The sequence below is a fragment of the Streptomyces canarius genome, from assembly GCF_014650735.1.
Classification (GTDB): Bacteria; Actinomycetota; Actinomycetes; order Streptomycetales; family Streptomycetaceae; genus Streptomyces; species Streptomyces olivaceoviridis.
In genome coordinates this window covers 113271-135455 of sequence record NZ_BMVN01000003.1, presented here as the reverse complement: position 1 = coordinate 135455, position 22185 = coordinate 113271, and the positions used below count along the sequence as shown (strand labels likewise).

Annotated in this window: 18 protein-coding genes; 11 read left to right on the top strand and 7 right to left on the bottom strand. The window is 72.1% G+C overall.

Features of this window, described 5'->3' with window-relative positions; all coding sequences use genetic code 11:
* Nucleotides 1–371: 371 nt before the first annotated feature.
* Entirely contained in the window at nucleotides 372–1592 is a 1221-nt protein-coding gene (locus tag IE294_RS05275; RefSeq protein ID WP_189882737.1) for an ROK family protein, read from the bottom strand.
* Between the two features lie 120 nt (nucleotides 1593–1712).
* On the opposite strand from IE294_RS05275, the gene IE294_RS05270 reads away from it, so the two are divergent.
* The 3 genes from IE294_RS05270 (at nucleotide 1713) to IE294_RS05260 (ending at nucleotide 7149) form a co-directional block, all read left to right on the top strand.
* Nucleotides 1713–3299: an MGH1-like glycoside hydrolase domain-containing protein gene (locus IE294_RS05270; protein WP_189882735.1), complete on the top strand. Its 1587-nt coding sequence runs from the start codon at nucleotides 1713–1715 to the stop codon at nucleotides 3297–3299.
* The gene (locus IE294_RS05265) at nucleotides 3296–5233 is read left to right on the top strand and encodes an amylo-alpha-1,6-glucosidase (RefSeq protein WP_189882733.1); all 1938 of its coding nucleotides are present in this window, start codon (nucleotides 3296–3298) and stop codon (nucleotides 5231–5233) included. Before IE294_RS05270 ends, IE294_RS05265 begins: the two co-directional genes overlap by 4 nt.
* Nucleotides 5234–5382: 149 nt before the next feature.
* The gene (locus tag IE294_RS05260; RefSeq protein WP_373315785.1) at nucleotides 5383–7149 is read left to right on the top strand and encodes an alkaline phosphatase family protein; all 1767 of its coding nucleotides are present in this window, start codon (nucleotides 5383–5385) and stop codon (nucleotides 7147–7149) included.
* A 36-nt stretch (nucleotides 7150–7185) separates the two neighbouring features.
* Here the strand turns inward: IE294_RS05260 and dusB are convergent, their stop codons facing one another.
* A complete protein-coding gene (dusB, locus tag IE294_RS05255) occupies nucleotides 7186–8316 on the bottom strand; it encodes a tRNA dihydrouridine synthase DusB (protein ID WP_189882731.1) in 1131 nt (376 codons plus the stop codon).
* A gap of 175 nt (nucleotides 8317–8491) precedes the next feature.
* On the opposite strand from dusB, the gene IE294_RS05250 reads away from it, so the two are divergent.
* Nucleotides 8492–9943 carry an MFS transporter gene (locus IE294_RS05250; RefSeq protein ID WP_189882729.1) on the top strand — a complete coding sequence of 484 codons (1452 nt, stop codon included), beginning with the start codon at nucleotides 8492–8494 and terminating at the stop codon, nucleotides 9941–9943.
* A gap of 41 nt (nucleotides 9944–9984) precedes the next feature.
* On the opposite strand, the gene IE294_RS05245 is transcribed toward IE294_RS05250, so the two are convergent.
* Nucleotides 9985–10857, bottom strand: a complete 873-nt coding sequence (locus IE294_RS05245) for a helix-turn-helix transcriptional regulator (protein ID WP_189882727.1) — start codon at nucleotides 10855–10857, stop codon at nucleotides 9985–9987.
* A gap of 190 nt (nucleotides 10858–11047) precedes the next feature.
* On the opposite strand from IE294_RS05245, the gene IE294_RS05240 reads away from it, so the two are divergent.
* Both IE294_RS05240 and IE294_RS05235 read left to right on the top strand, forming a co-directional pair.
* A complete protein-coding gene (locus tag IE294_RS05240) occupies nucleotides 11048–12475 on the top strand; it encodes an MFS transporter (protein WP_189882724.1) in 1428 nt (475 codons plus the stop codon).
* Between the two features lie 160 nt (nucleotides 12476–12635).
* On the top strand, nucleotides 12636–13688 hold the full coding sequence (locus IE294_RS05235; RefSeq protein WP_189882722.1) for a chitinase: 1053 nt from the start codon (nucleotides 12636–12638) through the stop codon (nucleotides 13686–13688).
* A 69-nt stretch (nucleotides 13689–13757) separates the two neighbouring features.
* Here the strand turns inward: IE294_RS05235 and IE294_RS05230 are convergent, their stop codons facing one another.
* Nucleotides 13758–15140 (bottom strand): glycine--tRNA ligase, encoded by a 1383-nt coding sequence (locus IE294_RS05230; RefSeq protein WP_014672583.1) that lies wholly within the window; start codon nucleotides 15138–15140, stop codon nucleotides 13758–13760.
* Nucleotides 15141–15300: 160 nt separating this feature from the next.
* Between IE294_RS05230 and IE294_RS05225 the strand changes: the two genes are divergently transcribed.
* Genes IE294_RS05225 through IE294_RS05210 form a run of 4 tightly spaced genes read left to right on the top strand, consistent with a single transcriptional unit; the run spans nucleotide 15301 to nucleotide 18453 of the window.
* Nucleotides 15301–16290 (top strand): metal ABC transporter substrate-binding protein, encoded by a 990-nt coding sequence (locus tag IE294_RS05225; protein ID WP_189882720.1) that lies wholly within the window; start codon nucleotides 15301–15303, stop codon nucleotides 16288–16290.
* Nucleotides 16291–16301: 11 nt separating this feature from the next.
* The gene (locus IE294_RS05220) at nucleotides 16302–17072 is read left to right on the top strand and encodes a metal ABC transporter ATP-binding protein (RefSeq protein ID WP_189882718.1); all 771 of its coding nucleotides are present in this window, start codon (nucleotides 16302–16304) and stop codon (nucleotides 17070–17072) included.
* Complete coding sequence (locus IE294_RS05215; protein WP_189882716.1) at nucleotides 17072–17974, top strand: metal ABC transporter permease; 903 nt, start codon at nucleotides 17072–17074, stop codon at nucleotides 17972–17974. The genes IE294_RS05220 and IE294_RS05215 overlap by 1 nt, the downstream gene beginning before the upstream one ends.
* 59 nt (nucleotides 17975–18033) lie before the next feature.
* Nucleotides 18034–18453 (top strand): Fur family transcriptional regulator, encoded by a 420-nt coding sequence (locus tag IE294_RS05210; protein ID WP_189882714.1) that lies wholly within the window; start codon nucleotides 18034–18036, stop codon nucleotides 18451–18453.
* 22 nt (nucleotides 18454–18475) lie between these two features.
* Here IE294_RS05210 and IE294_RS05205 read toward each other — a convergent pair whose 3' ends face one another.
* Genes IE294_RS05205 through recO form a run of 3 tightly spaced genes read right to left on the bottom strand, consistent with a single transcriptional unit; the run spans nucleotide 18476 to nucleotide 21467 of the window.
* The gene (locus IE294_RS05205; protein ID WP_189882712.1) at nucleotides 18476–19801 is read right to left on the bottom strand and encodes a histidine-type phosphatase; all 1326 of its coding nucleotides are present in this window, start codon (nucleotides 19799–19801) and stop codon (nucleotides 18476–18478) included.
* Between the two features lie 40 nt (nucleotides 19802–19841).
* Entirely contained in the window at nucleotides 19842–20690 is an 849-nt protein-coding gene (locus tag IE294_RS05200) for an isoprenyl transferase (protein WP_189882710.1), read from the bottom strand.
* A gap of 30 nt (nucleotides 20691–20720) precedes the next feature.
* Nucleotides 20721–21467, bottom strand: a complete 747-nt coding sequence (gene recO, locus IE294_RS05195; protein ID WP_014672589.1) for a DNA repair protein RecO — start codon at nucleotides 21465–21467, stop codon at nucleotides 20721–20723.
* A 107-nt stretch (nucleotides 21468–21574) separates the two neighbouring features.
* On the opposite strand from recO, the gene IE294_RS05190 reads away from it, so the two are divergent.
* Nucleotides 21575–22135: a flavin reductase family protein gene (locus IE294_RS05190; protein ID WP_189882708.1), complete on the top strand. Its 561-nt coding sequence runs from the start codon at nucleotides 21575–21577 to the stop codon at nucleotides 22133–22135.
* The last annotated feature ends 50 nt before the right edge of the window (nucleotides 22136–22185 follow it).

Here is a 22185-nt window from a genome sequence, read left to right as displayed (position 1 = left end):
CATACCCAGATCGAAGGTGCCTGGGTACGTCCACTTGCGCGTCATGCGCCTGTAACCACTCGTCCGCCAGCGGATCGAAAGTCAAGGCTTGGCAAGCGAAGCCGGCCGTATGTTTTCACTTCTTGAAGACGGCAGTGCCTACAGGTGCAGTTTTATGCTCAGATGAGCGGGCCCCGGCACGACTGATTTCGATCGATGAACGATCAAGGGGTGGCACCGAGTGCCACCCCTTGAGGAAGTGCAGCCGCGCATGATCCGCTCATCTGAGCGCGACCCTTATCAAGGGTGGCGAGAATCACGCTGCCACAGACCGCTCCGTTTCACCATGCGGACCGCTCGGCGGACACCCGTCGGCGGCGGAAACACCCCTGTCACACACCCATCTCCGACAGCCGCTGCTCCACCCGGTCCGGCGCGTACAGGTGCTCCACCACCAGCGCGCCGGCGCCGATGAGCCCGGCCCGGTCGCCGAGCCGCGAGGTGACGACGTCCAGGTGGGCCGTGGAGCGGGGCAGCGCCCGCTGGTAGAGCAGCTCGCGCACGCCGGTCAGGAAGGGCGTTCCGGCCAGATCGCCCGCGATCATCAGCACGCCCGGGTTGAGCAGGGTCACGACCGTCGCCAGCACGTCCCCGACCTGCCGCCCGGCCTCCCGGGCCAGCGCGGCGGCCTCCGGGTGCCCGGCGGCCAGCAGGTCCCGCACGTCCGAACCGGAGGCGGCCGGCACCCCGGACGCGGCCAGCCGGCGGGCCACGGCACCCCCGCTCGCGACCGCCGCGAGACAGCCGTACGAGCCGCACCGGCACAGCGCGTCGGCGCCGACCCGGATGTGCCCGATGTCGCCCGCGCCGCCGTCGACGCCCCGGTAGACCGAACCGTCCACGATCACCCCGGCCCCGATGCCGGTGGACACCTTGACCAGCACGAAGGCCGTGCAGCCGGGGTGTCCGGTGCGCTGTTCGCCGTACGCCATGAGGTTGGCGTCGTTGTCGACCAGGACCGGCACCGCGGGGGCCCCGGTGCGGTCGGTGAGGGCGCGGGAGAGGCGGCCCCGTATGTCGTAGCCGTCCCAGCCCGGCATGATCGGCGGCTGGACCACCCGGCCGGTCTCGCTGTCCACCGGGCCCGGCACCGCCAGCCCGATCCCGCACACCTCCTCGGCGCGGCGCCCCGCCTTGGCCAGCAGCTCGGCGAACCAGTGGCCCAGCTCGCCCAGCACGGCGTCGGGGCCGTCCTCGACCACCAGCGTGCCGGCCTGCTCGGCGAGGATCTCGCCGGTCAGGGTGAGGACGGCCGCGCGGGCGTGCCGGGTGTCCAGGTCGGCGGCGAGGACCACCGCGTGGGAGCCGTCGAACTCCAGGGTGACGGAGGGGCGTCCGCCGAGCGGCGAGCCGACCGGGCCGCCGGCGCCCTCGCGCAGCCAGCCCGCCCGGAACAGCCGGTCCAGGCGCTGGCCGACGGTGGCCCGGGACAGTCCGGTCGCCTGCTGGAGCGCGCCGCGCGTCACGGCCCGCCCGCTGCGCACCAGTTCGAGCAGATCGCCGGCACCCGCCTGGCTCCCGCTCCTGCCGGTCCTCCCCGGACGTCCGGTCATGCGCACCCCCTTGTGCTTCTCCAGTCTGCATTACATATTGAGTTTTGCGTGTTAAATAGACGTAACCCTACGGTGGCCGGGGCAGAACCGCGTCGGCCGGACGTCTTCGGGGAGCCCCGAGTGGATCGCACCGCCCAGCTCACTGCCCGTTCCACCCCGTACGAGACGGCATACGACCCACCGGCCACGGCCACCACCCCGGCCACGACGGCGTCCCTGCGCACGAGGGCCGCCCGGGTGCTGGAGGCGAACTGGACCGGCGCGTCGACGGTGCCCTCCCGCGACCTGTATCCGCACCAGTGGTCCTGGGACTCCGCGTTCATCGCCATCGGGCTGCGCCACGTCTCGCCGCGGCGGGCGCAGACGGAACTGGAGACGCTGCTCGCGGCCCAGTGGGGCGACGGTCGCGTCCCGCACATCGTGTTCAACCCCTCCGTACCGCTCGACGCGTACTTCCCGAGCCCCGACTTCTGGCGCTCCGCCACCGCCGGGCGCACGGCGGGCGCCCCGCGCACGCTACAGACCTCCGGCATCGTGCAGCCACCGGTGCACGCGCTGGCGGCCTGGCTGGTGCACCGCGCCGACCCCGAACTGTCCCGGGCCCGCGGCTTCCTGGCCCGCGTCCACCCGCGGCTGGCCGCCTGGCACCGGTACCTGCTGCACCGCCGGGACCTGGGCGGCGCCGGGCTGGTGTCCGTGGTCCACCCCTGGGAGCAGGGCATGGACAACAGCCCCTGCTGGGACGCCCCGCTGGCCCGGATCACCCCGGCCCCGGCCCGCTCCTTCCGCCGCGCCGACCTCGACCACGGCGCGGCCGAGGACCGGCCGACGGATCTGGACTACGGGCGGTACGTGCGGCTGGCCGCGGACTACCGGGACGCCGGGTACGCCGACGGGGGCGGGGAGTTCGCCGTGGAGGACCCGGCGTTCAACGCCCTCCTCATCGCCTCCGAGCACGCGCTCGCCCGGATCGCCGAGGAACTGGGCGCGACCGGCTCCGCCCGCCGGGCCCGCGCGCAGCGGCTGACGGCGACGCTGGTGGAGCGGCTGTGGGACGCGGAGACGGGGATGTTCCTGTGCCGGGACCTGCGGGCCGGGGGCGCCCTCTCCGGGCGCGGTGCCTCGGGTTCCGGGCGGGGTGTCACCGGGCGCGGGGCCTCCGGTTCCGGGGCCGGGGGCGAGCCGCGTGTCCCCGGTTCCCGTCTCCTTCCCGAGCGCGCTGTCTCCGGTCTGGTGCCGTTGATCCTGCCCGGCCTCCCCCGCGACATCGCCGCCGCCCTCGTCCGTACCCTGCGCGGACCGCACTTCTCGGTCGGTGACCGCACCCGGCTCGTGCCCAGTTACGACCTCCTCGGCGAGGCCTTCGACCCGCACCGCTACTGGCGCGGACCGGCGTGGTTCAACACGGGCTGGCTGCTGGAGCGCGGCCTGCGCACGCACGGCGAGACGGCGGCGGCCGAGGCCCTGCGCCGGGCGGTGCTGGACCTCGCCGACGCCACCGGTTTCGCGGAGTACGTCGACCCGTACACCGGCGCGCCCTGCGGAGCCACCGGCTTCGGCTGGACGGCGGCCCTCGCGCTCGACCTGTGCCACCGGCCGGCCGTGCGGCACGAACGTCAACATCTGGACAAGAGCATACAAAGAGTCGTACCCCCCACGGACACCGGAACGTTCGACAGGAGTGACAGAGGAGGTCACCGGGGATGACGGACCGGCATCATCTGCTCGTGCACGGCGCCACCTTCGCCGCCGTGGGCGACCGCGGCGACATCAGCGGGGTGCGGGGCGGCAGCTCCCCGGACGGGTTGTTCGTCCGGGACGCCCGGCACCTCAGCCGCTGGCAGCTCACCCTCGACGGCGCGGTGCCCGAGGTGCTCACCCCGGTCACGGACGGGGACGAGACGCGCTGCGTGCTGGTCCCGCGCGGCGGCCGGCAGGAGCCCCCGGCGTACACCCTCTTCCGTGAACAGGCCGTCGGGGACAGCTCGTTCGTGGAGTCCGTGAAGATCACCAGCAACCGCCCGGTGCCCACCACCGTACGGCTCGCGCTCACCGTCGACGCCGACTTCACCGACCAGTTCGAGCTCCGCTCGGACCACCGCACCTACGCCAAGCCCGGGGCCCTGCGCTCCCGCGAAGTCCTCCCCGACGGCATCGAGTTCACCTACCGGCGCGCCGAGTGGCGGTCCTGTACGACGATCACGGCCGACCCGGCCCCCGACGCCGTGGAGGAGACCGGCACCGGAGCCCGCCGCCTGGTGTGGACCCTCGGCCTCGCGCCCCACGGCACGACCGAGCTGCTGCTGCGGGTGATCGCCCGCCCGCACGGCGAGAAGCGCGCCCTGCGCGTACCCCGCGACCCCGCCGCCGTGCAGGAACACCTCCTCGCGGAGGAAGCCCGCTTCATGGAGGGCGTGGCCTTCCCGACCGGCTGGCCGGAGCTGGCCGCCGCCTGCGCCCGGGGCCTCGCCGACCTGGCGGCGCTCCAGGTCCCGGTCACCGGGCCGGACGGCGAGGACCTGCGCGTGCCGGCGGCCGGCGCCCCCTGGTTCCTCACCCTGCTCGGCCGCGACGCGCTCCTCACCTCGCTGTTCGTCCTGCCGTACCACCCCCGGCCGGCCGCCGCCACGCTCCTCGCCCTGGCCGCGACCCAGGCCACCGGCTCCGGCCGGTCCCCGGTCGCCCAGCCCGGCAAGATCGTGCACGAGGTACGGCACGGCGAGCTGGCCCACTTCGGCCAGGTGCCGTTCGGCCGCTACTACGGCTCGGTCGACGCCACCCCGCTGTTCCTGATCCTGCTCGGCGCGTACGTCGAGCGGACGGGGGACACGGAGCCGGCCCGGCGCCTGGAGCCGCACGCGCGGGCCGCCGTCGGCTGGATGCTCGACCACGGCGGCCTGACCTCGCGCGGCTATCTCGTCTACCGCGCCGACGAGGGCGGCCTCGCCAACCAGAACTGGAAGGACTCCCCCGGCGCGATCTGCTGCGCCGACGGCACCCGGCCCACCGGCGCGGTGATGGCGGCGGGCGCCCAGGGCTACGCGTACGACGCGCTGCGCCGCACGGCCGGGCTGGCGCGGACGGTGTGGGGCGACGAGACGTACGCCGCGCTGCTGGAACAGGCGGCGGCCGACCTCCGCGACCGTTTCCAGCGGGACTTCTGGATGCGGGAGCAGTGCTTCCCGGCGCTGGCGCTGGACGGGCAGGGCCGGCAGATCGACGCGCTGGCGTCCGACGCCGGGCATCTGCTGTGGTCGGGGCTGCTGGACAAGGAGTACGGCGAGGTGGTGGGCCGGCGGCTGCTGGAGCCGGACTTCTTCTCGGGCTGGGGCGTCCGCACGGTGGCCTCCGGCCAGGCCGCGTACCACCCGCTGTCCTGTCACCGGGGGTCCGTCTGGCCCCATGACAACGCGCTGATCGCCCTGGGCCTGGCGCGGTACGGGCTGCATGACGAGGCCCGTACGGTCGCCCATGCGCTGATCGACGCGGCGACGGCGGGCGGGCACCGGTTGCCGGAGGTGCTGGCGGGGTACGGGCGGGCTCCGCACGGTACGCCGGTGCCGTATCCGCACGCGTGCGGGCGGGGGGCCCGGTCCGCCGCAACGCCGCTCGCCCTGCTGACGGCTGTCGGGGGCGCCTGAGGGCGTGGGGTTCGGCGGTGGGGCGCGTGGGGGTCGTGGGCGCGGCTCCCCGCGCCCCTTCGCGGGAGCTGACGTTCCGTCGGCTGTGTTGACCAGGTGTTTGCCCGGCCCTCGTGAACGGTGCTTCCCCGTGGGCCGTACGGAAGGGCATGAGCGCGCTCCCGTCTGCCTCTGCCGAGGACGTGGCCGAAGAAGTCACCGAACCCGCCGCACGCACGTTCCGCCGTCCCTGGGCCACATGGCAGGCGTGGCGCAGGCACTGGCGGGAGGGCCATCCCGAGGCGGCACGGGCCCTGTCCGTGACCGTCACCGTGCTCGCCGCCGCGCTGGTCGTCGCCGCGCTGGTGATGCCGAACACGGTCGTCCGGCTGGGGCCCGCGAAGTTCCTCCGCATACCGGCCGAGGCCGTCGTCGGGGCGGCCGTGCTGCTCGCGCTGCCGCGGCGGCCCCGGGTGGTGCTGGCGGCGGTGTCCGGGGTGCTGCTCGGGGCCGTGACCGTTCTCAACGCGCTGGACATGGGGTTCGGCCAGTACCTCGGCCGCGACTTCAACGTCGTCCTGGACTGGGGTCTGTTCGGGGACGCGGAGTCGTACCTGGAGGACTCCCTCGGGCGGACGGCCACCCTCGCCGCCGTGGCCGGGCTGATCGTGGTCGTCCTGCTGCTCTTCGTACTGCTGGCCCTGGCCGTGGTCCGGCTGAGCGACCTCCTCGCCCGGCACCCCGGCACCGCGACCCGCGGCACCCTGGTCGCCGGGGTCGTCTGGATCACCTGTTCCTCGCTCGGGCTCCAGGTGGCGGGCGTGCCGATCGCCTCGGACCGCACCGCGACCGCGCTGAAGGTCCAGGCCCGCCGGGTCTCGGACACGCTGAAGGACGAGGCGGAGTTCCGGAAGGTGGCCCGGGTCGACGCGTTCGGGAACACGCCGGGCAGTGAACTGGTCCCCGACCTGCGCGGCAAGGACGTGATCTTCACCTTCGTCGAGAGCTACGGCCGCAGTGCGATCGAGGACCCGGTCATGGCGCCCGGCGTGGACCGGACACTCGACGTCCGCACCAAGGCCCTGGCCAAGGCCGGCTTCCGCGCCAAGAGCGGCTGGCTGACCTCGGCGACGTACGGCGGAGGCAGCTGGCTCGGCCACTCCACCACCATGTCGGGCCTGTGGATCAGCAATCAGCAGCGCTACCGCACGGTGATGGCCAGCAACCACCTCAGCCTGACGGAGGCGTTCAGGAAGACCGGCGCGTTCGACACGGTGGGGGTCATGCCGGGCGTGCAGAAGGGCTGGCCGGAGCAGAAGTGGTACGGCCTGGACAAGGTCTACAACGCCTTCCAGCTCGGCTACCGGGGGCCGAAGTTCAGCTGGTCGACCATGCCCGACCAGTACGCGCTCCAGCAGTACCAGGAACGGGTGCACAGCAAGCGGCCGGCCGGCGGCAAGGCACGGATGTCCCTGCTCATCCTGACGTCCAGCCACCAGCCCTGGGCGCCCATCCCGAAGAGGGTGGGCTGGGACCAGCTCGGTGACGGCTCGGTCTTCGACGGCATCCAGGCGGCGGGGAACAAGCCGGCCGACGTCATCGCCGACACCGCCAAGTCCCGCGAGGAGTACGGCAAGTCGGTCCAGTACTCGGTGACCGCGCTGACCGAGTGGCTGGAGCGGTACGGCACCGAGGACACGGTGCTGGTCTTCCTCGGCGACCACCAGCCGATCGCCCGGGTCAGCGGCAACCACGCCAGCCGGGACGTGCCGGTGTCGATCGTCGCCAAGGACCCCAGGATGCTGGACAAGATCGCCGGCTGGAACTGGACGGACGGGCTCCGCCCCGCCCACGACGCCCCGGTGTGGAAGATGAGCTCCTTCCGCGACCGCTTCCTGACGGCCTACGGCTCGACTCCCCACCCGAAGAACGGCTGACGAGACCGGGGTCCACGGGCGGAGCCCCGGGGGCGCTCACCCGCCCGACGTGTCGAGCTCCGCTTCCTCGGTGATCCCGGAGCAGTCGTACGGATCCTTGAGCCACCCGTCCGGCAGCACCACCCGGTTGTTGCCGGACGTACGCCCCCGCGGCCCCTCCGCGCCGACCGGCCACGCCTGGTCCAGGTCCAGCTCGTCCAGCCCCGCCCGCAGCTCCTGGAGGGACGACGTGATCGCGAGCCGCTTGCGCATCTCGGACCCGACCGCGAACCCCTTCAGGTACCAGGCGACGTGCTTGCGGAAGTCGACGACGCCCTTGGACTCGTCACCGAGCCACTCCCCGAGCAGGGTCGCGTGCCGCACCATGACGTCGGCGACCTCCCGCAGCGTGGGCCGCAGGAAGTCGTCCCGCCCCTCGAACCCGGCGACCAGATCCGCGAACAGCCAGGGCCGCCCCAGGCACCCGCGCCCCACGACCACCCCGTCGCACCCGGTCTCCCGCACCATCCGCAGCGCGTCCTCGGCGGACCAGATGTCGCCGTTGCCGAGCACGGGGATCTCCGGCACGTGCTCCTTCAGCCGCGCGATGGCGTCCCAGTCGGCGGTGCCGCCGTAGTGCTGGGCGGCGGTGCGGCCGTGCAGGGCGATGGCCGTCACGCCCTCCTCGACGGCGATGCGGCCGGCGTCGAGGTAGGTGATGTGGTCGTCGTCGATGCCCTTGCGCATCTTCATGGTCACCGGCAGGTCGCCGGCCCCGCTGACCGCCTCGCGCAGGATGGCCCGCAGCAGGTTCCGCTTGTAGGGCAGGGCCGAGCCGCCGCCCTTGCGCGTGACCTTCGGTACGGGACAGCCGAAGTTCAGATCGATGTGGTCGGCCAGGCCCTCCTCCGCGATCATGCGGACGGCCTTGCCGACGGTCGCGGGGTCGACGCCGTAGAGCTGGATCGAGCGCGGCTGCTCGCTCGGGTCGAACCTGATCAGCTGCATCGTCTTCTCGTTGCGCTCGACCAGCGCCCGGGTGGTGATCATCTCGCTGACGAACAGCCCCTTGCCGCCGCTGAACTCCCTGCACAGGGTGCGGAAGGGCGCGTTCGTGATTCCCGCCATGGGTGCGAGCACGACGGGCGGTGTCACGGCGTGCGGGCCGATGGAGAGCGGATGGGTCATCGTCAGGACTCCGGGACGGATCTACGGCACAGGACGGACACGGGAACACCGGGCAAGGACCCATTGTCCCTCACCCGCCGCGCGGTTCGTCCGCGGGCGCCGCCGGCCGACACCCGGAGACCCTGCATGACTCATTAGTTAGACACACTATTGAGTTCGGCGTACGATGGGACCCATGCCAGAGCTGAGCCCTCGCCGACGCCTGCTCGTGCTCCTGATCTGCTGCATGAGCCTGCTGATCGTGAGCCTCGACAACACCGCGCTGAACGTGGCCCTGCCCTCGATGCAGCGCGACCTGCACGCCACCACCTCCGGCCTGCAATGGACGATCGACGCCTACACGCTGGTCCTGGCCTCGCTGCTGATGCTGGCGGGCTCCACGGCCGACCGGATCGGCCGCAAACGCGTCTTCATGGCGGGCCTGGTCGTCTTCACCGCCGGCTCCGCGCTGTGCTCCGTCGCCCCGAACCTGGAACTGCTGATCGTCTTCCGTATGGTCCAGGCGGTGGGCGGCTCGATGCTCAACCCGGTCGCCATGTCGATCATCACCAACACCTTCACCGACGCCCGGGAACGCGCCCGTGCGATCGGGGTGTGGGGCGCGGTGGTCGGCATCTCCATGGCGGCGGGTCCGCTGGTCGGCGGGCTGCTGGTGCAGTCGGTGAGCTGGCGCTCCATCTTCTGGGTCAACCTCCCGGTCGGCCTCGCGGCCCTGCTGCTCACCCTCCGCTTCGTCCCGGAGTCGCGCGCGCCCAAGGCCCGCCGTCCCGACCCGGTCGGGCAGCTGCTGGTGATCGCCCTGTTCGGCTCGCTGACGTACGCGATCATCGAGGCACCGGAGTCGGGCCCCGGCCCCGTGACGCCGTTCGCCGTGGTCGCCGTGGCCGCGCTGCTGGCCCTCCTGTGGTACGAGCCTCGCCGCGACGAACCCCTCATCGACCTGCGCTTCTTCCGCTCGGCCCCGTTCAGCGGCGCCACGGTGATCGCGATCAGCGCGTTCGCGGCCCTCGGCGGCTTCCTGTTCCTGTCCACCCTGTACCTCCAGAACGTGCGCGGTCTGGACGCCCTGCACGCGGGCCTGTGGATGCTCCCGATGGCCCTGCCGACGTTCCTGTGCGCCCCGCTGTCCGGCCGCCTGGTGGGCAGCCGCGGCCCACGGCTGCCGCTCCTGGTGGCGGGCGCGGCGATGACCGCGAGCGGTGTCCTGTTCGCCGCGTTCGAGGCGGAGACCTCCGACACCACCCTCCTCCTCGGCTACGTCCTCTTCGGCATCGGCTTCGGCTTCGTGAACGCGCCGATCACCAACACGGCCGTCTCCGGCATGCCGCGCACCCAGGCCGGTGTCGCCGCCGCCGTCGCCTCCACCAGCCGGCAGCTGGGCCAGACGCTCGGCGTCGCGGTCATCGGCGCCGTCCTGGCCTCCGGCATCGGCTCGTCCCCGTACCGGCAGGTGTTCGTCTCGGCGGCCCGCCCCGGCTGGTGGATCCTCACCGGCTGCGGCCTGGCCGTCCTGGTCCTGGGCCTGCTGACCAGCGGCCACTGGGCCCGCCGCACCGCCGAACGCACGGCCGAGAGCCTGCGGTCACCGGAGGTGCGCCAGGTCATGGAAACCGCGGAACGGGCATAGCGGCGAAGACCCGGCGGGGCACCGCTCGGCCCCGCAGCGGGTCAGCGCCCGCAGGCGATCTCGTACAGCTTCGCCAGCCGCTTGCGGGTCTCCTCGTTCCTCGGCGTGTACGTCACCATCCGGGCGCCCACGTCGGGGGCGAGCCACAGGTCGGTGTGCTCCAGGCTGAGGCGGCCCACATGGGGGTTGAGGAACTCCTTGGTCTTGGAGCGGGCGTCGACCACCTCGTAGCGCTTCCAGTTCTCCCGGAAGGCGGGTGACTCGTCCAGCCGCTTCAGGAGCATCTTCCAGGCGGGCTCGCCGAGGTGGCCGGCCAGGGCGGCGCGCAGCCGGGCGGCCATCAGGCGCTGGGTCTCCTCCAGGTGGACGACCGCCGCCTGCCACTGCTCGTTGGTGTGGACGAGGAGCATGCAGTTGCGGTCCTCGGGCGGGACCGCGTCCAGGTCGCCGAGGAGGAGGCCGTAGGTGCGGTTGTAGGCGAGGATGTCGTACCGGCTGTTCTGGATGCAGGCCGGGATCGGCTCCAGCACGGTCAGCATCTCGCGCAGGGCGGGGGTGACGCTCGGGCAGTTCGCCGCCGGGGTGGGGTCCGTCGCGCCGGCCAGCTGGAAGAGGTGGGCGCGTTCGCCGGCGTCCAGGCGCAGGGCGCGTGCGAGGGCGTCGAGGACCTGGACGGAGACCTGGATGTCCCGGGCCTGTTCGAGCCAGGTGTACCAGGTGACGCCGACCGCGGAGAGGTGGGCGACCTCCTCGCGGCGCAGCCCGGGGGTGCGGCGGCGGGCCCCGCGCGGCAGGCCCACCTGTTCCGGCGTGATGCGCTCCCGTCTGCTGCGCAGGAACGCGGCCAGCTCGTGCCGACGGATCTCCGCTCCCCGGGCGGGCCGCGCCCGGGTTTCCTGGACCGAGGTCGTCATGGCTCCAGGGTGCCGGGCCGGCCAGCCTGTTTCCAGGTGCTTCCAGTACCAGGACAAGGGCCGCCGACCACCAGCGTGACCCGGGACCCGGCCCGGGATCCTGCGCCGCCTCCGGGTGGTTCCGGGTAGTTCCGCTACCAGGATGAGGAGACTCTGGTACCAGCCTGGGCGGTGTTCCAGGCTCGGGAGCATGAGTGAAACCGTCACCGCCCCCGCCGTCCGGCCGACGGCGGCACCGCCCGCGCTCACCGGGCCCGGGCTGTTCACCGTCCTGCTGGCCGCGGCGCTGCCGCTGGTCGACTTCTTCATCGTCAACGTCGCCCTGCCGACCATCGGCACCGGTCTCGCCGCCGGCGAGGCCGTGCTGGAGCTGGTCGTCGCCGGGTACGGGGTCGCGTACGCCGTGCTGCTCGTGCTCGGCGGGCGGCTCGGGGACCTGTTCGGCCGGCGCCGGCTCTTCCTCGCCGGGATGGCCGCCTTCGGGCTCACCTCGCTGGCCTGCGGGCTCGCGCCCGGCGCCTGGAGCCTGGTCGCGGCCCGGGTCGCGCAGGGCGCCTCGGCCGCCGCGATGCTGCCGCAGGTGCTCGCCACCATCCAGTCCGCCACGAGCGGCGCGCGCCGGGCCAAGGCCATGAGTCTCTACGGCGCCACGGCCGGGCTGTCCATGGTCGCCGGGCAGATCCTCGGTGGGGTGCTGGTCGCCGCCGACATCGCCGGGACCGGGTGGCGGGCCATCTTCCTCGTCAATGTGCCGGTGGTCGTGCTGGGGCTCGTGCTCGCCGCCCGGTGCGTGCCGGAGACCCGGTCGCAGCACCCCGAGCCCGTGGACGGGCCGGGCACCGTGCTGCTGGCGGTGTCCCTGCTGACGCTGCTCGCGCCGCTCACCGAGGGCCGGGCGGCGGGCTGGCCGCTGTGGACCTGGCTGTCGCTGGTCGCGTTCCCCTTCGCGGCGGGCGCGTTCTGGGTGGTGGAGCGGCGGGCGGACCGGTCGGGGCGGACCCCGCTGGTGCCGCCGAGCCTGTTCCGGGTGCCGTCCATGCGGCGCGGTCTGGAGCTGATGGTGCCGTTCTCCATCGGCTTCAGCGGGTTCATGTTCGTGATCGCGCTGGCGTTGCAGCAGGGTGCCGGGCTCGGACCGGTGCCGGCCGGGCTGGCGCTGGCGCCGATGGCCGTGGCGTTCCTGCTCGTCTCGCTCGCCGGGCCCCGGCTGATCGCCCGCTTCGGCACCCGGGTGGTCACGGCCGGGTCCGTGCTCCAGGGGGTGGGCGTGCTGCTGATCGTGCTGGCCGCGTGGCGGGACTGGCCCCGGCTGGACGTCGTCTCCCTGCTGCCGGGCGCGGCGGTGGCCGGTGCGGGGCAGGCGCTCCAACTGCCCAACGTCATGCGGCTGGTGATGTCCGAGGTGCCGCCCGCGCGGGCCGGGGTCGGCAGCGGGGTGATGGTCACCACGCAGCAGTCGGCGCTGGCGCTCGGGGTGGCCACGCTGGGCACGCTGTTCCTGACCCTGGTCCCGCATCTGGGCATGCGGGACGCGCTGGTCAGCACGTTGCTGGTGCAGTTGGGCGGGATCGTGCTGACGGGGCTGCTGAGCCTGCGGCTGCCGCGGACGGTGGGCTGAGCGGGGGCCGCGCGCGGCCGGGCGGCGCGCGTACGCCGGGCCGTTCGGTCCGGACCCGCGGGCGGGGTTTGGTCCAGACCTATTGACTAGAGGTCTGGACCACGAGCACTGTCATGTTTGCGACATGGCCCACGCTCACCGACCCCCACCGGGAGGCCCCATGCTCCGCCGTACCCTGCGCGTCCTCACCGCCGCGCTCACCGCGGCCGTCCTCGCCCCGCTCGCGATCGCCACCGCGCCCGCCGCCTCCGCCGCCGACACCTGCGCGCTCAAGCCGAGGCCGGCGGGCAAGGTGCTCCAGGGGTACTGGGAGAACTGGGACGGCGCCGCGAACGGCGTCCATCCGCCCTTCGGCTGGACCCCGATCACCGACTCCCGCATCCCCGCCCACGGCTACAACGTGATCAACGCGGCCTTCCCGGTGATCCGCTCCGACGGAACGGCCCTGTGGGAGGACGGCATGGACGCCGGCGTGAAGGTGGCCACGCCCGCCGAGATGTGCGCGGCCAAGGCGTCGGGCCAGACGATCCTGCTGTCCATCGGCGGCGCGGCGGCCGGAATCGACCTCAGTTCCTCCACCGTGGCCGACCGCTTCGTGGCGACGATCGTGCCCATCCTGAAGAAGTACAACTTCGACGGCATCGACATCGACATCGAGACGGGCCTGGTCGGCAGCGGGAACATCGGCCGGCTCTCCACGTCCCAGGCCAACCTGATCCGCATCATCGACGGAATCCTCGCGCAGATGCCGTCCGGCTTCGGCCTGACGATGGCCCCGGAGACGGCGTACGTCACCGGCGGCAGCGTCACCTACGGCTCCATCTGGGGCGCGTACCTGCCGGTCGTCAAGAAGTACGCGGACAACGGCCGCCTGTGGTGGCTGAACATGCAGTACTACAACGGCAGCATGTACGGCTGCTCCGGCGACTCCTACGCGGCCGGCACCGTGCAGGGCTTCACCGCCCAGACCGACTGCCTGGACAAGGGCCTGGTGGTGCAGGGCACGACGATCAGGGTGCCGTACGACAAGCAGGTGCCCGGCCTGCCCGCCCAGTCCGGCGCGGGCGGCGGCTACATGTCCCCGTCCCTGGTCTCCCAGGCCTGGAAGCACTACGGAACGTCGCTCAAGGGCCTGATGACATGGTCGGTCAACTGGGACGGCGCGAAGAACTGGACCTTCGGCGACAACGTCAAGGCGCTCCAGGGCCGCTGAGCGAGGGCGGACGCAACGGATGCCGGACGAGTCCGCGCTGGCGGCTCGCCCGGCATCCGGCGGTGGTGACTAGGCGCCGACGAGACGCTGGGCCAGGTAGCCCTCGATCTGGTCGAGCGACACGCGCTCCTGCTTCATGGAGTCACGCTCGCGGACGGTGACCGCGTTGTCCTCCAGCGTGTCGAAGTCGACGGTCACGCAGTACGGCGTGCCGATCTCGTCCTGGCGGCGGTAGCGGCGGCCGATGGCGCCGGCGTCGTCGAACTCGATGTTCCAGTTCTGCCGCAGCGCCTGGGCGAGGCCCTTGGCCTTCGGGGACAGCTCGGGGTTGCGCGACAGGGGCAGCACGGCGACCTTCACCGGGGCCAGGCGGTGGTCCAGGCGCAGCACCGTGCGCTTCTCCATCTTGCCCTTGGCGTTCGGCGCCTCGTCCTCGACGTAGGCGTCGAGCAGGAAGGCCAGCATGGTGCGGCCGACACCCGCCGCCGGCTCGATGACGTACGGCGTCCAGCGCTCGCCGGCCTCCTGGTCGAAGTAGGAGAGGTCCTGGCCGGAGGCCTTGGAGTGCGCGGAGAGGTCGTAGTCGGTGCGGTTGGCGACACCCTCCAGCTCGCCCCACTCCGAGCCGCCGAACTGGAAGCGGTACTCGATGTCGGCGGTGCGCTTGGAGTAGTGGGAGAGCTTCTCCTTCGGGTGCTCGTACCAGCGCATGTTCTCCTCACGGAGACCCAGGCCGGTGTACCAGTTCCAGCGCTGCTCCATCCAGTACTCCTGCCACTGCTCGTCCTCGCCCGGCTTGACGAAGAACTCCATCTCCATCTGCTCGAACTCGCGGGTGCGGAAGATGAAGTTGCCCGGCGTGATCTCGTTGCGGAACGACTTGCCCATCTGGGCGATGCCGAACGGCGGCTTGCGGCGCGAGGTGGTCTGGACCTGGGCGAAGTTGGTGAAGATGCCCTGGGCGGTCTCGGGGCGCAGGTAGGCGACGGAGCCGGAGTCCTGGGTCGGGCCGAGGTGGGTGGAGAGCAGACCCGAGAACTGCTTGGGCTCGGTGAACTGGCCCTTGTTGCCGCAGTTCGGGCAGTTGATGTCCGCGAGGCCGTTCGCCGGGGCGTGGCCCTTCTTCTCCTCGTACGCCTCTTCCAGGTGGTCGGCGCGGAACCGCTTGTGGCACGCGGTGCACTCGGTCAGCGGGTCCGTGAAGGTGGCGACGTGGCCGGAGGCCACCCAGACCTCGGGGGCCAGGATGACGGACGAGTCGATACCGACGACGTCCTCGCGCGACGTCACCATGTAGCGCCACCACTGGCGCTTGATGTTCTCCTTCAGCTCGACACCGAGCGGTCCGTAGTCCCAGGCGGCACGCTGTCCGCCGTAGATCTCACTACAAGGGAAAACGAAGCCACGGCGCTTGCTCAGGCTGACGATGGTGTCGATCTTGTCGGCGGCCACGGTGCTCTCTTCATTACGACGACGGGCGTTGAAGCGAGATGCTTCCAGCGAATGATTCAGGTTACCGGCGCATGCTCCCCCACGACCAAATCGGCCCCTGCCCGGACCGCCTGACGAGCGTTGTTGACAACGGTTTCCATCTTTGTTGAAAATGACTGTCATGAACGCACGACGACGCACCCGGTCCCGCGCGCAGCGCCTCATACCCGCCGCCGCGGTCGCCGCGGCCACCGCCCTCGGGATCGGCACGCTGTCCGCCTGCTCCGGCGACAAGGCGGTCGCGGCCAACACGAGCAAGTTCGACGTCGTCGCGTCGTTCTACCCGATGGCCTTCCTCGCCGACCGGATCGGCGGGGACCACGTCCACGTCACCACCCTCACCTCGCCCGGCCAGGAGCCGCACGACCTGGAGATCAGCCCCCAGCAGATCGCCTCGCTGGAGGAGTCCGACGCGGTCCTGTACCTGAAGAACCTCCAGCCGTCCGTCGACGACGCGGTGGCCCAGTCCCCGGTCAGGACGAAGATCGACGCGGCCTCCCTGACCACGCTGGAGGACCACGGCGACGAGGTCGGCGGCCACGCGGCCGGGCACGAGGGCCACGAGGGCCACGAGGGCGGGGAATCCCCCGGCAAGGACCCGCACATCTGGCTCGACCCGGTGCGCTACGCCCAGGTCGCCGAGGGCGTCGGCAAGGCCTTCGAGAAGGCCGACCCGAAGCACGCCTCCGACTACAAGAAGAACACCGCGGCCCTGGTGAAGCAGCTGGACGAACTGAACACCCGGTTCAAGGAGGGCCTCGCGGACACGAGGACCAAGGTCTTCATCACCACGCACGCCGCCTTCGGCTACCTCGCCGAGCGCTACGGCCTCACCGAGGAGGCCGTGAGCGGCCTCGACCCCGAGTCCGAGCCGAGCGCCGCCCGCGTCCGGGACCTGGAGAGGATGGCCAAGGCCGACGGCGTCTCCACGGTCTTCTACGAGACGCTCGTCAGCGACAAGACCGCCCGGACCCTCGCCCGCGACACGGGCCTGAAGACCGACGTCCTCGACCCGATCGAGGGCATCACCGGCAAGTCCCGCGGCAAGGACTACTTCGCGGTCCAGCGGGCCAACCTCAAGGCGCTCCAGCAGGCACTGGGCGCCAAGTGACAGGAGACGAGATGACCAGCGAGCCTGTCATAGCCCTGCGCGGCGTGACCGCCGAACTCGGCGCGCGCCCCGTGCTGCGCGGCATCGACCTCACCGTCGGCCGCGGCGAGGTCGTCGCGCTGCTCGGCGCGAACGGTTCCGGCAAGTCCACGGCGATCCGCACGATCATCGGCCAGGTGCCGTTGAGCGGCGGCACGATCGAGCTGTTCGGCACCCCGCGCCGGTCCTTCGGGGACTGGGCGCGCGTGGGTTACGTACCGCAGCGGACGACGGCCGCGGGCGGGGTCCCGGCGACGGTCACCGAGATCGTCTCCGCGGGCCGGCTGTCCCGCACCCGCTTCGGCGTCTTCCGCAGGAGCGACCGGGAGGCCGTGCGCCGGGCCCTGGAGCTGGTCGGCATGGCGGACCGCGCCAAGGACTCCGCGGGCGCCCTCTCCGGCGGCCAGCACCAGCGGGTGCTGATCGCCCGCGCGCTGGTCGCCGAGCCGGAACTGCTGATCATGGACGAGCCGATGGCGGGCGTCGACCTGGCCAGCCAGGAGATCCTGGCGCGCACCCTGAAGCAGCAGGTCGAGGCCGGTACGACGGTCCTGCTCGTGCTGCACGAGCTGGGCCCGCTGGAGCCCCTGATCGACCGGGCGGTCGTCCTGCGCGACGGCTGTGTGCTGCACGACGGCCCGCCGCCGCGCGCGGTTGGCCAGCACGCGCTGCCCGGCCACGACCACGTACACCCGCACGCACCGGCGGGCGCCGAACCGATCCGCACGGGACTGCTGAGCTGATGGACTTCCTGAACTACGCCTTCATGCAGCGGGCGCTGCTGGCCGCCGTGCTCGTCGGCATCACCGCGCCCGCGATCGGCATCTACCTGGTCCAGCGCCGCCAGGCCCTGATGGGCGACGGCATCGGACACGTGGCCCTGACGGGCGTCGGCCTCGGCTTCCTGCTGTCCACGTCCCCCGTGTGGATGGCGACGGCCGTCTCCGTCCTCGGCGCGGTCCTCATGGAACTGATCCGCTGGTACGGCAAGACGCGCGGCGACATCGCCCTGGCCATGCTGTTCTACGGCGGCATGGCCGGGGGCGTGATGCTGATCAACCTCTCACCGGGCGGCTCCACCGCCAACCTGACGTCGTACCTGTTCGGCTCCCTGTCGACGGTGTCCGAGTCCGACGTGACCGCGATCTGCGTGCTCGCCGCGTTGGTCCTGGTGGTCACGCTGGGCCTGCGCCGCCAGTTGTTCGCGGTCAGCCAGGACGAGGAGTTCGCGCGGGTCACGGGTCTGCCGGTGCGCGCGCTGAACCTGCTGACGGCGGTCACCGCGGCCGTCACCGTGACGGTCGCCATGCGGGTCGTCGGCCTGCTGCTGGTGTCCGCGCTGATGGTCGTCCCCGTGGCGGCGGCACAGCAGCTCAGCCGCAGCTTCACCGTCACCTTCGTGATCGCGGTGGCGATCGGGGTGGTGGTGGCCGTCAGCGGCACGGTCACGTCGTACTACCAGGACGTCCCGCCCGGCGCCACGATCGTCCTGCTGACCATCGCCGCGTTCCTCGTGCTGACCGCGCTGACCGGCCCGCTGGCCCGGCGACGCGCCCGCGCCGCCGCCGCGGCCCAGCCCGCCGGGGACCCCGCGGAGTGCGCGATTCCGGCCGCGCGGGGCGCCGGCGACGAGGTCGGCGTCTGACCGCCGGCGGCCCGGGCTGGCAGAATGGCCCGGGCAGCAGCAGACGTGAGGAGGCAACGGTGACGACCGCTGGACCGCCCGTGAAGGGCCGCGCGACCCGCCAGCGTGCAGCCGTGGCGGCGGCCCTGAACGAGGTCGACGAGTTCCGCAGCGCGCAGGAACTGCACGACATGCTCAAGCACAAGGGCGACTCCGTCGGCCTGACCACGGTCTACCGCACCCTCCAGTCCCTCGCCGAGGCCGGCGAGGTGGACGTCCTGCGCACGTCCGACGGCGAGTCCGTCTACCGCCGCTGCTCCAGCGGCGAGCACCACCACCACCTGGTCTGCCGCGCCTGCGGCAAGGCGGTGGAGGTGGAGGGCCCGGCGGTGGAGAAGTGGGCCGAGGCGATCGCCGCCGAGCACGGTTACGTCAATGTGGCCCACACGGTGGAGATCTTCGGCACGTGTTCCGACTGCGCCGGCTGCACGCAGGGCTGACCGCCGGGGCGCCCGCTCCGGCTCACCTCCGCCCGAAGCAGCGCTCCAGCTCGTCCAGGTCGTAGAAGGCGCTGCCCTTCGCGACCGGACGGCAACCCGCCTTGAACGCCGTCTCCTTCTCGTTGTAGAGCATCCGCACCAGCCAGCGGTCGCCCTTGCGGAAGACGTCCCACTGGATGTTGGCGCCCAGCGGGGAGACGGTGGCGCCCCGCCACGGGTTGTCCGCGTAGGTGTACGGCTCCCCCGGCGTCGCCGGCTTCGTGCTGCCCGGCAGACCCATCAGCGCGGCCAGCGGGATGATCTCCTCGGCGTGGGTGAAGCGCAGCTCGGCGCCGAGCCGGCTGGTGCCGGCGCGCTTGGCCTCGACCTGCCGGAACAGGTCGTCCAGCAGGACGTCCGCCATCTTGTAGGTGATGTCGCTGTCGGCGAAGCCGGGACCCTTCTCGTAGAAGTCCTCCGCGTCCCCGAGATACCCGAACCAGGCCGCGTCCGTACGGGAGACGAACCGCTCCATGCCCCAGCCCGCTCCGCCCGGACTCTCCTCGATCATCGCGGGGGCGATGGCGTACAGGTTGTAGACGGCCTCCGCGGCACCCACCTGGTCGGTGATCCGCTCCACGAAGGCGTCCTTGAAGATCTTCCGCAGCACGCCGCGGGCGGCCTGCCGCGTCCGGGGCCGGCCGGTGATCCGGCCCAGGGTGTCCTTGAGGCGCTGGTCGCCCGCGATGTAGTCGCGGTAGGCGGCACCGCCCGCCGCCTTGTGGAAGTACAGCAGGTCCTTGTCGGTCCGAGCCGGCCCGATGAGCGGCTCCAGCGCCGGGTCGGCCTCGGCGAGGGCGTCCGTGAACGCGGTGCCGCTGTCCACGGCCCGCCCCTGCCCGGAACTGACGACGTCGATCCGCTCCCCGTCGTCCGCGATCTCCTTGAACAGGGCGGGCAGCCGCCGCTGCACGCGTACGGCCGTGTCCGCCAGCTCCCGCTTGCCGCGCCCGCTGAGGTTGCCGTAGCCGACCTTGGCCATGGCGGCCTCCAGGGCGCGGACCGTCGGGCCGAACTCCTCACCCTTGCCGGTGAGTTGTCCCTCCGCCTCGGCCTGGTCCCACAGCGCGAGGACCAGGTCCCCGTCCTCGCTGTCCGTGGCCGTTCGGGAGCCGTGCCGGGAGACGTTCTCGGTGAAGACCGGCTCGAACCCGGCCGGGGGCCGCTGGTAACCGTGCGGGTCCTGCCGCGGCGCGTAGGGCGCCTTGGTGCCGTAACTCCCGCGGTGCGCGGGACCTTCCACCGCGTGCGCGGGCAGGACGGTGAGCAGCAGGGCGCCGAGGGCGAGGACAGGGGTCAGACGTCTCATGAGTCCCGTATCCTCGGCGGCCCGCGTGAACCCCCGGTGGCTACGAGGAGGAATCGCCCTTCATGGCGGCTTCCATGGCGAGCAGTTCCTCGTTCGGGACGGCGCCGCCGAAGCGGCGGTCGCGGGAGGCGAACTCGACGCAGGCCCGCCACAGGTCACGGCGGTCGAAGTCGGGCCACAGCACGTCCTGGAAGACCATCTCGGCGTACGCGCTCTGCCAGAGCAGGTAGTTGGACGTGCGCTGCTCGCCGCTGGGCCGCAGGAACAGGTCGACGTCCGGCATGTCCGGGTAGTACAGGTACTTCTGGAGGGTCTTCTCGTTGACCTTCGACGGGTCGAGCCGGCCCGCCTTCACGTCCTCGGCGAGCCGCTGCGCCGCGTCGGCGATCTCCGCACGGCCGCCGTAGTTCATGCAGAAGTACAGGGTGAGCAGGTCGTTGCCCTTGGTCTGCTCCTGGGCGACCTGGAGCTCCTTGGCCACCGACTTCCACAGCTTGGGCATCCGGCCCACCCAGCGCACCCGGATGCCCAGCTCGTCGAGCTGGTCGCGGGTCTTGCGGATGAAGTCGCGGTTGAAGTTCATCAGGAAGCGGACCTCCTCGGGCGACCGCTTCCAGTTCTCGGTGGAGAAGGCGTACAGGGAGATGTTGCGGACCCCGATCTCGATGGAGCCCTGGAGCACGTCCAGCACCCGCTCGGCGCCGACCTTGTGCCCCTCGGTGCGCGGCAGCCCCCGCTCCTTGGCCCACCGCCCGTTGCCGTCCATGACGATCGCCACGTGGTCCGGGACCAGCTCACCCGGGAGCTTGGGCGCGCGGGCACCGGACGGGTGCGGCTCCGGCGCCTTGTACTCGCGCCGCTGGCGCCCCAGGATCCCGCGTACGACCATGTCCTTCTCGTCTCCTCGACCGTGCCGTGCTTACTTCTCTACGTACCGCAGGGAGCGCAGCCCGCGCTCCAGGTGCCAGTGCAGGTAGGCGGACACCAGCCCGCTGCCCTCGCGGACGTACCGCGCCTCGCACGCGTCCGCCGTCTCCCAGTCTCCCGTAAGCAGCGCCCCCAGCAGTACCAGGGTCTGCGGGGACGGTACGACACTGCCGGGCACCCGGCAGTCCACGCAGACGGAGCCGCCGGAGGCCACGGAGAAGAACCGGTTCGGACCGGGCATCCCGCACTTCGCGCAGTCGCCGAAGCTGGGCGCGTAGCCGTTGACGGCGAGGGAGCGCAGCAGGAAGGCGTCGAGGACGAGGTGCGGCGCGTGCTCGCCGCGGGCGAGCGTCCGCAGGGCGCCGACCAGCAGCAGGTACTGCTGGACGGCCGGCTCGCCCTCGTGGTCCGTGAACCGTTCGGCCGTCTCCAGCATGGCGGTCCCGGCGGTGTAGCGCGCGTAGTCGGTGACGATCCCGCCGCCGTAGGGGGCGATGGTCTCGCTCTGGGTGCACAACGGCAGCCCGCGCCCGACCAGCTCGCTGCCCCGCGCGAAGAACTGCACGTCGACGTGGGAGAAGGGTTCGAGCCGGGCGCCGAACTTGGACTTCGTACGCCGCACGCCCCGGGCGACGGCCCGCACCCGGCCGTGGCCGCGCGTGAGCAGCGTGATGATCCGGTCCGCCTCACCCAGCTTCTGGGTGCGCAGCACGATGCCGTCGTCGCGGAACAGACTCATGGCTCCATTCTCGCCCATGCCGGGGGCGGCACCGCCGCGCGTATTGGTGGCACCACTACTTTGCGTACGCACTTGTTACCGGCTGTCGGGGGGCCAAGGATGGACGCATGCCCTCGTCGACAGATTCCGTCAGCCGCGTCAGCAGCGTCAGCGGCGTCCGCCAGGTCAGCCAGGCCGGCCAGGTCAGCCAGGTCAGCCACGAGGAGTTCCGTGCCACGCTGGGCCGGTTCACCACCGGTGTCGTGGCGGTGACCGCGGTTCGCGCGGGCGATGCCGCGCCGGTCGGTCTCGCGGTGAATTCCTTCACCTCGGTGTCCCTCGATCCCGCACTCGTCCTCTTCTGCATCGCCCGGACGAGCACCAGCTGGCCGCGGGTGCGGGCCGCGGAGCGCTTCTGCGTCAACATCCTCGGCGCGGACCAGCGCGAGCTGAGCAGCCGCCTGGCCACGAGCGGCGCCGACAAGTTCCGGGGCGTCCGGTGGAGCACCACACCGGCCGGGACGCCCGTGCTGGACGGCGCCATCGGATGGCTGGAGTGCTCGGTGGAGGCCGAGTACCCGGCCGGGGACCACGACGTCGTCATCGCCCGTGTCCACCGGCTCAGCAGCCGTGAGGACGGGGCGCCGCTGGTCTTCTACCGCGGGTCGTACGAGCGGCTGGCCGCCTGACGCGGCGCGGCCCGATCATCCCTCCGGACCAACAGTTAGTGGGTTGACCC